The sequence below is a fragment of the Pseudoalteromonas sp. SWYJ118 genome, assembly GCF_015864505.1.
Classification (GTDB): Bacteria; Pseudomonadota; Gammaproteobacteria; order Enterobacterales; family Alteromonadaceae; genus Pseudoalteromonas; species Pseudoalteromonas arctica.
This window is the reverse complement of record NZ_JADYXC010000004.1, coordinates 81,052-95,843: the sequence shown is the minus strand read 5'-3', so window position 1 is coordinate 95,843 and position 14,792 is coordinate 81,052. Positions and strand designations below refer to the sequence as shown.

The following is a 14,792-nucleotide window of genomic DNA, read 5'->3' as shown; positions in this document are numbered from 1 at the left end:
AAAATCAAGTTAGACCAAAGTGGTAGCCTAAGCAATTATTGTTCCTGATTTCATCGTAAATTAAACAAATCGCATAATATAAAAAAGCCGCTATAGCGGCTTTAATACCTAGGACCTGTTGACCTTTCAGGATTAAAATTTGTTCAATCTAGGGGCTATTTAATCGCGGCGTGAGGTTTGTAACCTAGTGGGCTAAGTAAAAACCGAGCAAAGCTTCCGCGTCCTGCTCACGCCCCTTACCTACATCCATTTAGGCAACAAAGAGTAAATAGCCCCTAGGCAGAACCCTTTGGGCAGCGCATGTTTGGCATTTATTCCACGTTATCGCCCATTTATGGGGAATAACCACACTACGTAGGCTCTGCCTTGCCTAAATACCAAACAGACTGCTGCAAATTTAACCTCGAAAGATAAACAGGCCCTAAGCTCTGTTAGTCAATCATATTAGCAATTGGCTTAACTGAACCTATGTCTTGCTCGTAGTCAACACCGTCTATACCAAAACCAAATAAGCGTAAAAACTCATTATGGTAACCAACATAGTCTGTTAGCTCATCAAGGCTGCTTGTATCAACACTATCCCATACAGCTTGAACGCGTGCTTGCACATCGTCCTCTAGCTCTTTGTAGTTTTGGAATAAATGCCCGCCGTCGTCAAAACGAGGCGATTCACCATACAAGTTTTCACTAAATAATGCGTGAATTTGCTCAATAGTGCCTTCGTATGTGCCATCTGCTTTCATAACTTTAAATAAAGCAGAAATATATAACGGCATTATAGGAATAGCAGAACTTGCTTGGGTTACTACTGCATTAAGTGATGAAACATACGCCTCACCCTTTAAATTTTTTGTTGATTCTTTAATAGCAGCCGTTGCACGGTCTAAGTCTTCTTTAGCCTTACCAATAGTCGCGTGTCCGTATATTGGCCATGTTAACTCTTTACCAATATAAGTGTACGCAGTCGTTTTAAAGTTATCGGCTAATACATCTGCTTCTTTTAATGCGTCTATCCACATTTCCCAATCTTCACCACCCATTACTTTAATGGTGTTGTCGATATCGTCTTGATTTGCAGCTTCAACCGTAATTTCATCAATTTCACGCTTTGATGTATTTAAGTTTTTTGTTGTTACGGCATTACCAATTGGCTTAAGTGTAGAAGAAAACACTTCACCGGTATTTGGATCAGTACGACGAGGAGACGCTAAGCTGTAAATAATACAATCTACTTTGCCCAAGTCAGCTTTAATGGTGTCGATTGCTTTTTGCTTGATTTCGTTAGAAAACGCATCGCCATTAATATTTTTAGACCAAAGGCCCGCTTCGTCTGCTGCATCTTGAAAAGCAGCGGTATTGTACCAACCAGCAGAACCTGTTTTACGCTCTGTACCCTCTTTTTCAAAGAAAATACCTAATGTTTTAGCACCACCACCAAACGCAGCAGTAATGCGCGATGCCAAGCCGTAGCCTGTTGATGCGCCAATAACTAATACATTTTTTGGTGCGCTTTTTAATGCACCCTGTTGTTTTACATAGTTAATTTGTTCTTGAACATGCTCTGCACAACCAGCTGGGTGTGCGTTTGTGCAGATAAATCCACGAATTTTAGGCTTAATGACCATTGATCATCCTATATCTTTTACAATAAAAATTAGCGCTAGTTTAAAGGCTAATACTAAAAACACTGATCTGATCAGTTAAACACCGACCAAATTCCCTATTTATTTTAGTTAAGCTTTGAGCCGCCCATACAATTAGGAGAATCAGGCGCTTCACCGCCCTGCTCTGTATATTCGTCTGGTGTATATGTATGAATAGCGAGTGCATGAATATGATTTGCTAATTCATCTTTTAAAATTTCGTTAATTTCACGATGGCGTTGTAATAAGCGCTTACCCGCGAACTCTTCGCTAACCACTATAACTTTAAAATGCGACTCAGTACCGGCACTGTGCATATGACTTTCATTGATTACGTTTAAATGTTTACACGCAATGGCGCTGCTTATTTTTTCTTGGATCTGTTGCTGCATTGACATAAAAGACCATTTTAATTAGCTAATTAATAGGCTTACTATAACAAGTTAAATTAACTAACTAAATTGCTTTTGCTTAATGTGCTTAATAAATCGGTAAGTTAAACTTATTCGCGGGTGCGCAAGCGTTGTTTGCTTGGGTATTGCATGTTGATAATCTCGTTGACTGTCTCCATTCATTATTAGGCAACTACCGCTTTGTAACTTTAAATCAGTCACTTTATTACTCGCTTTGTGCTTTAACTTTAAAACCCTATCAGCTCCTAGCGACACACACACAATTGTTGGTTTATCACCAAGCTCTATTTCATCATCACTGTGCCACCCCATCGTATCATTTCCGTCTCGGTAATAATTAACCAGTAGTGAGTTTAGAGGCTGATTTAAATGTGCTTCTAATCGCTTTCGCATATTAAGTAGAAACTCATCCCACGGTTCTACTATTTGCTTACTACTTGAATAGCCGTATTCAATATTTAAATCGCTCATGAAGCATTGAAGTCGTGGAATGGGTCCTGTTTTGCCATAAACGGTTACATCGGGCTGTTGCCAATGTAGGTTTTTCTGCAAATAATAAAACAGATCGAGGCTTTTTTGCGCACTAAGTGCCCTACTTTGATAAGAAAAGCCATTTGGTAACTGTTGGGGGTTGGCGTTTTGCCGTTGCATGTTAGAATTTACCTACATTAGATTACTGATCAACGAACCATTATGACGACGCAAGCCCAGCTAGGCGATAAAACCTTTACTCTTGAACGCTTTCCATTGGATCAAAAAAACCGCAGCTTACAAGCTTGGGATTCGGCAGATGAGTACCTTATCAATTATGTTAACGAACATCACCCTGATTGTCGCTCATTGCTTATTCTAAACGATAGCTTTGGTGCACTTGCTTGTTATTTTAATAAGTTAACGGTTTGTTCAGTTAATGATTCTTATATTAGCCACCAAGCTGCGGCTTATAACTTACAAGAAAACAAATTGCCTACTACAGATTTTACACAAGTAGATAGTTTGTCGGCATTACCAGAAGACGTTGATTTAGTACTTATTAAAATCCCTCGTAATGTGGGTTTTTTACAGTTCCAATTAAGTGAACTTAGTGAAGTACTTGCGCCTGGTACACCAGTAATTGCGGCAGGTAAAACAAAAGAAATTCATAATTCAACAATAAAATCATTTGAGCAATTTATTGGTGAAACAACAACAAGCCTAGCAGTTAAAAAGTCTCGCCTTATATTAAGCACAGCTAAAGGCGGATATAAAGCAGCAGACTTCCCTATAACATGGGAGCTTGAAGGTACTGAGTTTAATATAACAAATCATGCAAATGTGTTTTCGCGTGATTCGTTAGATATTGGTGCGCGCTTCTTTTTTAACTACTTACCAGAAACACCTAAAGCTAAAAGCATTATTGATTTAGGCTGTGGTAACGGCGTTGTTGGATTAATGACGCTTGCTCGTTGCCCTAATGCATCAATTACCTTTGTTGATGAGTCTTACATGGCAGTAGAGTCAGCCCGGTTAAATGTAGAAATTAACCTAGGCGATAAGTTTGATAACTGTGAGTTCATCGAAAACGATTGTTTAACAGGCTTTGAAAGAGACAGTGTGGATATGGTGCTTTGTAATCCTCCATTTCACCAAGCTCAAGCTGTTACCGATCACATTGCTTGGCAAATGTTTAAACAAGCAAAAGATACTTTAAAAGAAGGCGGCGAGCTGCGTATTATTGGTAATCGTCATTTAGATTATCACGATAAATTAAACCGTATGTTCGGAAACTGTAAGTTGTTAGGCTCAAACAAAAAGTTTGTCGTTCTAAGTGCAACTAAAAATAGTGGAATGCTATAAATGAAATTAACAAACATTATAATTGGGTGTTGTGTATTACTAATACTTGGTGGCTGTGCGAATCAGCCTAGCCAAGTAATACTCAATCCTGTTTATAAAAGTGGTCAAATAAGCACTATAAATAGTAGCTTAAGCACCAGTGTAATTGATTTACGTGGCGACTCATCAACACTTAAACTTATTGAATCAGACAAAGCTAAAACCTTTGCAAGCCAAGGTCTTACTGAATCAGTTAAAAGTGTTTTAGACAGCGCCCTTAGCCGCAATGGTGCCAGCATTTCTAACTTGGCAACTGTTCGCTTTGAAGTAGATATTCATGCACTGCAGGCTGTTGTGACCGAAAAACTTGTGAGCCATACCAGCGAAGCCCATATAGAGCTTGGCGTGCGCGTTATTCGCGCCTCAAGTAATTTTAGTAAAGTGTATAGAGGCAGTGCGAATTTAGAAGGCCCGTTTAGTCACGAGCGAGCAAAAATAGAAGGTCAGCTCAATAAGTTGACTGAGCAAATTATTACCCGCATTGTATCTGACCCTGAATTAATAGAATTTTTAGAAGGTTAACTATGAAACGACTTTTTTTAATCTGCTTAGGCCTATTTTTTAGTTTAAGTAGCTTGGCAGCCCAAGAAGGCCGCTTTGTTCAAAAAGATAATATTTTTCCACGCGTCGAAATCGTAACGACAATGGGCAGTATTGTTGTTGAACTCGACCGTTCGAGAGCGCCTATTACGGTCAATAACTTTTTAACTTACGTGTCAGATAAAAGCTATCAAGGCAGTGTTTTTCATCGTATTGAGCGCGATGTGGAAAATGACCGCGACTTTGTTATTCAAGGTGGTGGCTACGATAAAGATTACGACGGCTTACACGAAAACGATCCTATTTTTAATGAAAGTGGCAATGGTTTAAAAAATGATATGTACAGCATTGCTATGGCGTATCAAGACCGTGAACCTCACTCGGGAACACGCCAATTCTTTTTTAATATGGATAACAACGATCACTTAAACCCAGGTAAAGATTGGGGATTCGCAGTATTTGGTAATGTAATGGATGGCTACGAGACCCTTGATAAGATCATGGCTGTTGAAACAGGATTTAATGAAAAAATTGGTTACGATTTTGTTCCTAAAAAACCAGTGGTCATCTTAAATATTAAAATGCTTGAACAAGTTCCACTGTAATTTTTTTAAGAGCAGCTTAGCTGCTCTGCATCTAAGCCAATGAAGGCCCTATGAGCAAATCTCTCTCTATTAGCGAATATTTTTCTTACTTTAAAGACAAACGCTTAATCCATATTTTTATATTTGGTATGAGTAGCGGTTTTCCGTGGGTATTAATTGGCTCTGTTATGTCGGCTTGGCTAAAGGATGAAGGGCTAAGCCGCAGCATGATTGGCCTATTCGGCATTGTATTTGGCGCTTACAGTATCAATTTTTTATGGTCACCGCTCATTGACCGTACAAAACTCCCTATTTTATATAAATGGCTAGGCCAACGTCGTAGTTGGATACTATTTTGCCAGAGCTTTATTTTTATTGGCACCTTATTATTAGCTGGGCTTGATTTAAAAGCTAATTTAGCAATTGTTGCTGCAATTTGTTTGTTAATCGCCATTGCTTCTGCAACGCAAGACATTGCTATTGATGCATTCAGAATAGACACACTTAAAGCAAACGAATCTCACAAAGCAACAGCGGCAGCCGCTATGGCAACGTCTGGTTGGTGGACAGGTTATGCGCTTTTAGGTGCAATTCCATTTTATATGGCTGATATCCCCTCGCTCGACTGGCCACAAATTTATTACTTTTTAGCTGCTGTAATGCTGCTGCTAATGAGTGGAGCATTGTTTGCAAAAGAACCTGAATCAAATAGAGAAGCCGTACATGCCGAACTTGAACGTGTATACCTTGAAAAGCTCTCTTCAACAACGCAAACGCCGCTTACCAAAACGGTTGCCTGGCTTGCAGTAACCGTTATTGACCCCTTTAGAGCTTTTTTTACTAAAAACGGCGTTAAAACAGCATTGGCATTACTTGCGTTTATTTTCTTATTTAAGATAGGCGAAGCGTTTTTAGGGCGTATGTCGATTGTGTTTTATAAAGAAATTGGTTTTAGTAATAGCGACATAGCAACATTCTCAAAGGTAGGTACAGCGGTACTTACAATCATATTTACCTTTGTTGGCAGTTTATTTAATCAAAAATATGGCATTGTTAGAGGTTTATTTATAAGTGGCATTGCGATGGCGGCCTCAAACTTAGCCTTTTCGTGGATTGCTTTAGTTGGCCCTGATTTAAGGCTATATGCCTTTGCTATTGTTATTGATGGGTTTACACAAGCATGGTCGTTAGTGGCTATGGTGGCCTTTATATCAATGCTATGCGACAGAGCATTTAGTGCAACACACTATGCATTACTAGCATCATTAGGGAATTTAGGACGAACGTTACTTTCAAGCTACAGCGGTGTAGTGATTGATGATTGGTTAATGGGGAATTGGTCGCTGTTCTTTATTTTAACAGCTTTAATGGTTATACCTTCGCTAGTGTTTTTATATCTAATTAGGCATAAATTATATGAGCTTGAGAGGAATTATCATCAAAATATTTAATGCATCCCTGCATTAACATATTGCTTAGCACTATCAAGTGCCCCTTAAAGTGTACTAAGCAATTTTTGAGTTAATCTACTTTTAGCAAGCTAAGTGCTTCATGTGGATCAACTTCAAGAGCTGTACAATAGCGAACAAACTCAATTACATCTAAACGGCGTTCTTGATTTTCAATCTTGCCGATAAACGAATGAGGCGTTCCCAGCACTTGTGCTAGGCTTCGCATTGTATGACCCTTTTCGTGGCGCTTACTTTTAAGCCACTTTGTTAGCTTTGCATTTTCTTCAGAAGAAACTGTTTTGCCCATCATTTTACATCTCCTACTAGATGATTTGACGTACCTATTAAAGCAGTAGTCTCTATCAATAGCTGTAGGCAAGTAAGCAGTCATACCATATTTTCAATAGCAAGCTATTGCTTAACAAAGCATGTGTTGCTACTCACTCCACCAATATAGCTAAAAAACTACGCTAATAATGTGGTAAAGATTTGTTTTTATTGAGAATGAAATTTTGCCCGTCTCATTCTTGGATACATTATATACTATTAACACTTTGGTTAAATAACTAATTACATACTCGGTACAAATATGAACACGAGTGAATATTTATAAACGCTGAATATTGACCTAAGTACTCAAAAAGTATTAATAAATTAATTTCTAGTTATAAAATATTTAAATGAATTTTTATAACAATTTTGTTCCAATTTATCGTCACATGTTTATGATTAAGCAATAATTAGCACCAAAAAGGCCGAATAATGTTCAGACTTCTTTTTTTATTACCGATTGTGTTGTGCTTGGGTTGGTACTTTTTTTTGCGCCACAACGGCGTACCAATTAAGCAAGGCAAAAAAGGCTTCATATACATTTTAGCGTTTTCTACTTTTGTACTTGGCTTTTTTGTATTGATAATGCAAATAACTGAATACGCCCCAACCGATTTGTAGGCATTAAAAAAGCCGCAAAAGCGGCTTCATTCTATTTAGCGTTTGGCTGTTAAACGCTAAAGCTTGCACCACAACCACAGGTTGTTGTTGCATTAGGATTAGATACAAAAAAGCGTGCGCCTTCTAATCCTTCAGTGTAATCAACTTCACCGTCAACCAAATATTGAATGCTCATTGGATCGATAACGAGTGTTACACCATTTTTTACAATTTCTAAATCGCCAGGATTCGCTTTTTCATCAAAAGTAAAACCATATTGAAAACCAGAACAACCACCACCTGTTACATAAACACGCAGTTTTAAATCTGGATTTTCTTCTTCGTCGATTAACTGTTTAACGCGAACAGCAGCTGCATCGCTGAACTTAATTGGTAATTCTTCAGACATTTTAAAACCCTCAATATCGCAATGGCGTGATTATCTAATACCCGAGTGTTTTAATCAAGTATAGTAAAACAACTCTTTACTCTAAGTTATACCTATAAATTAGTAAAAAAGTGGCTAAACATTAGCTCACTAAAGTAATACTTAAGCAAACTAAAAGCGACCCTTGTAAACTATAAATTCATTAAAAATTTTAGTTATAAAAAATAGGTCTTAATCTTTACTGCAAATTGTTAATATAAGTTACGAAAAATTCAAAATCACAAGGACTTAACTAAACTCTTTTGCTAAAATGCTGCTGAAAAATGCGGCGAGGAAATAATGCATGTGGCTTGAGCAACTCAGGCGTCGACTGGCAAAACCTAAAACATCTGTACAATTATGCTTATTAGGCGTAGTTGCCGGATTAATTGCTGCATTTTTTATTATTTTATTTCGCTTAACTATTTTGTTTTTTCAAAGCTTATTTTTGGAAACACCTGACGACTTTACTACCCTACCCACTCTTGAACGCGTTTTAATGCCATTAATAGCCGCATTTTTAATTGCGTGCTTTGCTGCATTTACTGGCTTTAAACATTACCGTTTAGGCATTCCTTTTGTTATTCATCGTATTAAACGCCATTACGGGCAAATGCCTTTATACAATACGGTTAATCAATTTGTTGGTGGCGCACTTGCACTCATTAGCGGTTTTTCGGTTGGCCGAGAAGGGCCTTCCGTACATATGGGCGCAACAGGTGCGAGTATTTTAGCGGATAAACTACATTTACCGCATAACGCCATGCGTACTTTAAGTGGTTGCGGCGTTGCAGCAGGTATAGCCGCTTCGTTTAATACCCCACTTGCAGCCGTTATTTTTGTAATGGAAGTGGTACTTCGAGAATATAAAGTACACATATTTGTGCCAATCATGCTTGCTGCTGTTACTGGTGCACTCGCTACGCAGTTTGTTTTTGGTGAAGGCTCTGAACTTGCACTCATTACAATAGCGCCATTAAGTGGTTGGCATTACCCTTATTTAATATTATGCGGTATGGCGCTGGGCGCTATAGCATTTAGCTTTAATCAAAACTTAATGCTAATTATTAAAACATTTAAACCTTTAAGTATGTTTCCTCGTTTACTAATCGCAGGCTGTATTGCCAGCTTGATAGCTTACGCGGTGCCTCATGCTATGGGTTCTGGTATGAGTGCGATTACTATCGCGGTTGAATCGCCTGATAACGTAAAGCTGCTTACTACCATTTTAATAGCTAAACTACTTGCCACATTGTTTGCTATTGGTTTGGGTATTCCTGGTGGTTTAATTGGTCCGGTAATTGGGCTTGGTGTATTAATTGGGACATTAATGGCCTTTTTTGCTCAATATATTAGCCCGGGTACTGATATTGCGGGTACGTATGGGGTTTTAGGTATGGCTGGATTATTAGCGGCTACACTGCATGCACCACTTGCTGCATTAACAACAGTAATGGAGCTTACATCATCACCTGAAATAATCGTTCCTGCGATGATAGTTATAACCACTGCATATGTAACTGCATTACAATTTTTTGGAAATCGCTCCATATTTTTGCAGCAATTAGATTTTCAGGGATTGCCGTACCATGTATCTCCCGCTACCGAAGCATTACAAAAAGTGGGAATAATGGATGATATGGATGAAGACTTTAAATTGCTTTACTCAGACGATAAAGAGCAAATAAAAAATACGCTTGATGCCATGGATAGCCAAACACCCTTGATTGTTTTTGACGAAGAAAATGGCTATCGCCTCGCTGAATACGATTTAACGCTAATGTCTGATGAAGCAATAAATATAAATTACATTAGCTTGCAGGGCATCAGCAGCCAAGCCACCCTAGCCGATGCATTCGATATACTAAAAGATAAAAGAAGTGGCGCGCTTTACGTTTATAACCTTTTAGATAATCAACAAATTATGGGGCTATTACGCTGGGATCAAATTCATCATATTTTAACCATTCGTAACAGCTTACTTTAAGCAATAAGGACTATTATGAGCGCATTATTGATTTATAAAACACTCCACATATTTTTTATGATTGCGTGGTTTGCCGGTATTTTTTACTTGCCTCGATTATTTGTATATCACGCAATGAGCGAAGAAAGATCATGTAACTCTATGCTTAAAGTTATGGAGCGCAGGTTACTTTATTTCGTAACCCCATTTGCTGTTTTAACGGCTGTATTTGGTGTGTTAACCATTGTTGAATATGGTCGTGATTGGTTTAAATACAGTATGTGGCTACATTACAAACTTGTACTGGTAATTATTTTATACCTATACCACGGCTACTGTTTTAAGTTATTAAGTGACTTTAAACATGACCGAAACACTAAAACAGACCGCTTTTACCGTATTTTTAATGAGCTCCCTGTTATTGCGCTGCTCATCATAGTGGCACTTGCGGTAATAAAACCTAATTTATAAGCGTTTCGGTGCATGTTAAACTGCGCTGCAATTTACAATACTTGCTATAACACGCGCGATTGCGTGCTCCATTTATGGATTATCGCGCCCATTTGATTGATTAGGAATTACCCCATGTTAAGTTTCCAAGGCGAACATATACTGTCTGTAAATCAGCTAGACAGAGACTGCATTGAACGTATTTTTGCAGTAGCTAAAAAAATGGAGCCTTATGCTAAAAAACAAAAGCAAACAACGGTGCTTAAAGGCGCTATTTTAGCTAATTTGTTTTTTGAACCAAGTACTCGCACGCGAGTTAGCTTTGGTACAGCCTTTAACTTACTAGGCGGTGGTGTACGTGAAACTACAGGTATGCAAAGCTCAGCGCTTGCAAAAGGTGAATCACTTTACGATACCGCGCGCGTTATTTCAGCTTACGCCGATGCTGTTGCTATGCGCCACCCCGATGCAGGCTCAGTAAGTGAATTTGCTGATGGCTGTACTGTGCCAGTTATTAATGGCGGCGACGGCCCAAATGAGCACCCGACTCAAGCATTACTTGATTTATTAACCATTGAGCGTGAATTACACCGTTTTGATCAAAATATTGATGGCATGCATATAGCGCTTGTGGGTGATTTAAAATATGGTCGCACAGTGCATTCTCTATCAAAGCTATTGTGCCATTATAAAAACGTAAAGTTTTCGATGGTCGCACCTGATGGCCTACAAATGCCAACGAGCATTTTAGATGCCGTAGAAAATGCAGGACACAAAATTGAGCTAGTGAACAAGATGGAAGGTAATTTAGCCGCCGATATTGTCTACCAAACACGTATTCAAGAAGAGCGTTTTCCTTCACAAGAAGAAGCAAATAAATACCGTGGCGGTTTTAGAATTAGCCAATCTATTTACAGCGCTCATTGCAAACCTAACTCTGTATTAATGCATCCGTTACCACGCGATAGTCGCTTAGAAGCCAACGAGCTTGATAACGACTTAAACAGTAACGACAATTTAGCAATATTCCGCCAAGTACAAAATGGCGTATTAATTCGTATGGCACTGTTTGCTTTAACACTCGGCGTAGAAAATAAAGTCGATAAGTATGAAGTGGACGTACCTTGGTTTAGCCGCAAACGCGACAGCTAAACCCTCTTTAAGTGACAATTTATAGGATTTTTCATGACAATTAGCCAAGACTTATTTGAACGCGCTCAAGCCTCTATTCCAGGTGGCGTAAACTCGCCAGTTCGTGCTTTTAATGGTGTAGGCGGTACGCCGCTATTTATTACAAAAGCAGAAGGCGCGTTTACATTTGATGCCGACGGTAATCGTTACATTGATTATGTTGGCTCTTGGGGCCCTATGATCATGGGCCATAACCACCCTGCAATTAAACAAGCCGTGCACGAAGCAGTAGAAAATGGCCTTAGCTATGGTGCGCCAACTGAAGCCGAAATATTAATGGCTGAAAAAGTAAAAGAGCTGGTTCCATCAATCGAAAAAGTACGCATGGTTAGCTCAGGCACTGAAGCAACAATGAGTGCAATTCGTTTAGCACGTGGCTTTACCGGCCGCGATAAAATATTAAAATTTGAAGGTTGTTACCATGGCCATGCTGACTCGTTATTAGTTAAGGCAGGCTCTGGTGCACTAACAATGGGCGTACCTAATTCTCCTGGTATTCCTGAGGACTTTGCTAAGCATACACTTACTGTATCGTTTAATAACCTAGATGAAGTAAAAGCTATTTTTGCAAAATACGCTGACGAAATTGCCTGTATTATTGTAGAGCCAGTAGCCGGTAACATGAACTGCATTCCACCAGTACCTGGCTTTTTAGAAGGTTTGCGTGATGTGTGTGACGAATATAAATCAGTACTTATTTTTGATGAAGTAATGACGGGTTTTCGTGTTGCACTTGGCGGCGCTCAAGCGTATTACAACATTAAACCAGACCTTACGTGTTTAGGTAAAGTCATTGGCGGCGGCATGCCCGTTGGCGCATTTGGTGGTAAAACCGAAATAATGGATTACATTGCGCCTGTGGGCCCTGTTTACCAAGCGGGTACTCTTTCTGGTAACCCTATTGCGATGGCTGCAGGTTTAAAATCACTTGAGCTATTATGTGAGCCAGGTCTACACGATAAGTTAGAAGCAACGTCTAAAGCAATTTGTGAAGGCTTTGAAGCTGGCGCTAAAAAAGCAGGCATTGCATTAACAACTAATTATGCTGGCGGCATGTATGGATTCTTTTTTACTGATGCTGAAAAAGTAACGACATACAAACAAGCTACTGAATGCGACCTAGAGCGCTTCAAACGTTTTTTCCACCTTATGCTTGAAGAAGGTGTGTACCTTGCTCCATCAGCATTTGAAGCTGGTTTTGTATGTGCTGCGCATACTGAGCAAGAAGTAAAAGAAACAATAGCGGCAGCAGAACGCTCGTTTGCTAAACTTTAAGTTAAAATTACTTTTTATATTTTATAAGCGCTTGTTTTTACAGTGTGTAATTAAGACTAAAGATTGAAAAAAGCCCGAAAGGGCTTTTTTTATTTGTAAAGTACTATAAATGAATGATAATTAAGCATAACAAGGTCTATTCACCTTTACCCTAATTACAAAAATACAAGAGAGCCTTATGTCAGGATTACGCCAATTTTCTTTTCCCGCTATCCAGCTAATGGCAAATTTAAAATACAAAACTAAAATCAGCTTAATGTTTGGAATTTTACTCGTTCCTCTTGCACTTAGTTTGTTTTTTTTAATCTCATTATTAAGTGAAAGTATCGCTGTTTCAAAAATGCAGCAACAAGGTTTAAAAGGCTACAGGTCAATACTCTCAAATCAAATGCAGGGGGAAGCAAATCAAAATATAAAAATAGCTCGCTCACTCGGTTTTGATATAAAAGACGATCAAGCAAATGATGTACTTGAACTTGTTTCTATTCAGTCTAACTTAGCATTAGATAGTCAGTTAGCTAGTGCTTATGTAAACCGCTCTTTAGTCACGCCAATTCCTGCACTTATAATGCAAATAAACTCGACAGCGCAAAGCGCAAACACTGTTTTGGCAAGTAATCGTTTTACGCCAGATACGTTTATAGCACTTTCAAATTTTAGTAAGTCACTTCCTTTATACGAAAAACAACTCGATAAAATACTCAATGTAGCCACCAATGCAGACAAGTCAGTAAATAAAGCGCTCATGCCTTCGTTAGATAATTTACACAGTGCTGTTGGTGCATTTAAAAAAGCGATAGATGAAAAACTACTTGAGCCAGACGATATTTTATTAACTCAATCAGAATTTACTAAACTAACAAACAATGTTCACAGCAGTATTAATCAACTTGTTAGTAAGAGTATTCCAACGCTTGAGAGCCTTATTGAAGCAAAACTACAAACTCAACAGTGGACTCGAAATCTTGTTTTAGCCGCTTCATTGATTAGTTTGTTATTTGCATTTTATTTAATGATTGGTTTTTATTTTGCAGTTGTTGATACTATTAATCGCTTTGCTGATGCCGCTAACAGAGCCGCGAATGGCGACTTAAATGCAACTATCGATTCGAGCACTAATGATGAAATGGGAATTATTGCATCGCGCTACAACGCATTACTTAATGCATTTTCACATTTATTAATTGATGTTAAAGCAAGTACAGAAGAGCTATGCGGCGCAACTAAATCGCTATCACATGCGAGTAGCCAAACAAGCAATGATGTTTCAAAACAGCAAATCCGAGTAAATGCCATTTATAATGCACTCAGCGAAATGGCTCAAAACGCACTTGCAGTTGAAGAGTCAGCGCATCAAGCAACGCTTACCGCGCAAGATGCTGCTGCGCATGTAAAACAAGGTTCAGACAATACAATGGAGCTTGCTAAATATATGCAAGATCTACAAATTGAATTTGCAGAGAGCCAACAAGCGCTCGATAAGCTAGCACAAGATAGCCAAGAAATTAGCAAAGTAAGTAAAGGTATTAGTGAGATAGCCGATCAGACAAACTTGCTTGCACTAAATGCCGCTATTGAAGCTGCACGAGCTGGCGAGCATGGTCGAGGCTTTGCCGTTGTAGCTGATGAAGTAAGAACTCTTGCTCAGCGTACACAAACACAAACACAAGAAATTCACCAAATTATTAGCTCCTTACAACAAGCATCTGACGACACTCAGCAAAAAATGCGTTCAAGTGTTGAAAAAATGGAGCAATCGGTAAAAGCAGCCAATCAAACCAATGAAGTATTGCAAAGCGCAGAGCAAAGTATGGGCGACATTAAACATCAAGGTGAAGTTATTGCAGAGCGTGTTAAACAGCAGTCAAATGCGACAACACAAGCATTGAATGATTCGCAAGAGGTGAGTAATTTAGCAGATCAAACGCTAACATCAGCTCAATCAACGCTGCAAGATGCACAGCAGCTAAGTCGCTTATCTAATGATTTAACCAAATCAATGCAGTTTTTTAAATCTTAAGCGTTAACTACAACTCACAAAAAAGCC

The 14,792-nt window shown here is 38.7% G+C and carries 15 protein-coding genes; 10 read left to right on the top strand and 5 right to left on the bottom strand.

What is annotated here, in order from left to right; genetic code table 11:
- Nucleotides 1-431 precede the first annotated feature (431 nt).
- The 3 genes from fabV to I6F48_RS06450 form a co-directional block, all read right to left on the bottom strand.
- Nucleotides 432-1,625 (bottom strand): enoyl-ACP reductase FabV, encoded by a 1,194-nt coding sequence (gene fabV, locus I6F48_RS06460; protein WP_165728482.1) that lies wholly within the window; start codon nucleotides 1,623-1,625, stop codon nucleotides 432-434.
- Between the two features lie 104 nt (nucleotides 1,626-1,729).
- Entirely contained in the window at nucleotides 1,730-2,041 is a 312-nt protein-coding gene (locus I6F48_RS06455) for a BolA family protein (protein WP_165728481.1), read from the bottom strand.
- 54 nt (nucleotides 2,042-2,095) lie between these two features.
- Nucleotides 2,096-2,707 (bottom strand): alpha-ketoglutarate-dependent dioxygenase AlkB family protein, encoded by a 612-nt coding sequence (locus tag I6F48_RS06450; protein ID WP_165728480.1) that lies wholly within the window; start codon nucleotides 2,705-2,707, stop codon nucleotides 2,096-2,098.
- A 42-nt stretch (nucleotides 2,708-2,749) separates the two neighbouring features.
- On the opposite strand from I6F48_RS06450, the gene I6F48_RS06445 reads away from it, so the two are divergent.
- Genes I6F48_RS06445 through I6F48_RS06430 form a run of 4 tightly spaced genes read left to right on the top strand, consistent with a single transcriptional unit; the run spans nucleotide 2,750 to nucleotide 6,506 of the window.
- Nucleotides 2,750-3,892 carry a methyltransferase gene (locus tag I6F48_RS06445; protein ID WP_165728479.1) on the top strand — a complete coding sequence of 381 codons (1,143 nt, stop codon included), beginning with the start codon at nucleotides 2,750-2,752 and terminating at the stop codon, nucleotides 3,890-3,892.
- Nucleotides 3,893-4,453, top strand: coding sequence for a YajG family lipoprotein (locus tag I6F48_RS06440; RefSeq protein WP_165728478.1), 561 nt, complete (start codon nucleotides 3,893-3,895; stop codon nucleotides 4,451-4,453).
- A 2-nt stretch (nucleotides 4,454-4,455) separates the two neighbouring features.
- Complete coding sequence (locus I6F48_RS06435) at nucleotides 4,456-5,076, top strand: peptidylprolyl isomerase (protein ID WP_165728477.1); 621 nt, start codon at nucleotides 4,456-4,458, stop codon at nucleotides 5,074-5,076.
- Between the two features lie 50 nt (nucleotides 5,077-5,126).
- Complete coding sequence (locus tag I6F48_RS06430; protein ID WP_197119089.1) at nucleotides 5,127-6,506, top strand: AmpG family muropeptide MFS transporter; 1,380 nt, start codon at nucleotides 5,127-5,129, stop codon at nucleotides 6,504-6,506.
- A gap of 70 nt (nucleotides 6,507-6,576) precedes the next feature.
- On the opposite strand, the gene I6F48_RS06425 is transcribed toward I6F48_RS06430, so the two are convergent.
- The gene (locus I6F48_RS06425) at nucleotides 6,577-6,816 is read right to left on the bottom strand and encodes a helix-turn-helix domain-containing protein (protein WP_007584874.1); all 240 of its coding nucleotides are present in this window, start codon (nucleotides 6,814-6,816) and stop codon (nucleotides 6,577-6,579) included.
- Nucleotides 6,817-7,268: 452 nt separating this feature from the next.
- Here I6F48_RS06425 and I6F48_RS06420 point away from each other — a divergent pair, with 452 nt between their 5' ends.
- On the top strand, nucleotides 7,269-7,457 hold the full coding sequence (locus I6F48_RS06420; RefSeq protein WP_165728476.1) for a hypothetical protein: 189 nt from the start codon (nucleotides 7,269-7,271) through the stop codon (nucleotides 7,455-7,457).
- A gap of 49 nt (nucleotides 7,458-7,506) precedes the next feature.
- Here I6F48_RS06420 and erpA read toward each other — a convergent pair whose 3' ends face one another.
- On the bottom strand, nucleotides 7,507-7,845 hold the full coding sequence (gene erpA / locus I6F48_RS06415; protein WP_002958911.1) for an iron-sulfur cluster insertion protein ErpA: 339 nt from the start codon (nucleotides 7,843-7,845) through the stop codon (nucleotides 7,507-7,509).
- Nucleotides 7,846-8,167: 322 nt separating this feature from the next.
- On the opposite strand from erpA, the gene I6F48_RS06410 reads away from it, so the two are divergent.
- From I6F48_RS06410 to I6F48_RS06390, 5 genes are all read left to right on the top strand, one after another.
- Nucleotides 8,168-9,850 (top strand): chloride channel protein, encoded by a 1,683-nt coding sequence (locus tag I6F48_RS06410; protein WP_007584866.1) that lies wholly within the window; start codon nucleotides 8,168-8,170, stop codon nucleotides 9,848-9,850.
- Nucleotides 9,851-9,865: 15 nt separating this feature from the next.
- Nucleotides 9,866-10,300 carry a CopD family protein gene (locus I6F48_RS06405; protein WP_007584864.1) on the top strand — a complete coding sequence of 145 codons (435 nt, stop codon included), beginning with the start codon at nucleotides 9,866-9,868 and terminating at the stop codon, nucleotides 10,298-10,300.
- Between the two features lie 114 nt (nucleotides 10,301-10,414).
- Nucleotides 10,415-11,431 (top strand): aspartate carbamoyltransferase, encoded by a 1,017-nt coding sequence (locus tag I6F48_RS06400; RefSeq protein ID WP_007584862.1) that lies wholly within the window; start codon nucleotides 10,415-10,417, stop codon nucleotides 11,429-11,431.
- Between the two features lie 33 nt (nucleotides 11,432-11,464).
- Nucleotides 11,465-12,745, top strand: coding sequence for a glutamate-1-semialdehyde 2,1-aminomutase (gene hemL, locus I6F48_RS06395; protein ID WP_024589288.1), 1,281 nt, complete (start codon nucleotides 11,465-11,467; stop codon nucleotides 12,743-12,745).
- Between the two features lie 178 nt (nucleotides 12,746-12,923).
- A complete protein-coding gene (locus I6F48_RS06390) occupies nucleotides 12,924-14,765 on the top strand; it encodes a methyl-accepting chemotaxis protein (RefSeq protein ID WP_197119088.1) in 1,842 nt (613 codons plus the stop codon).
- Nucleotides 14,766-14,792: the final 27 nt, after the last annotated feature.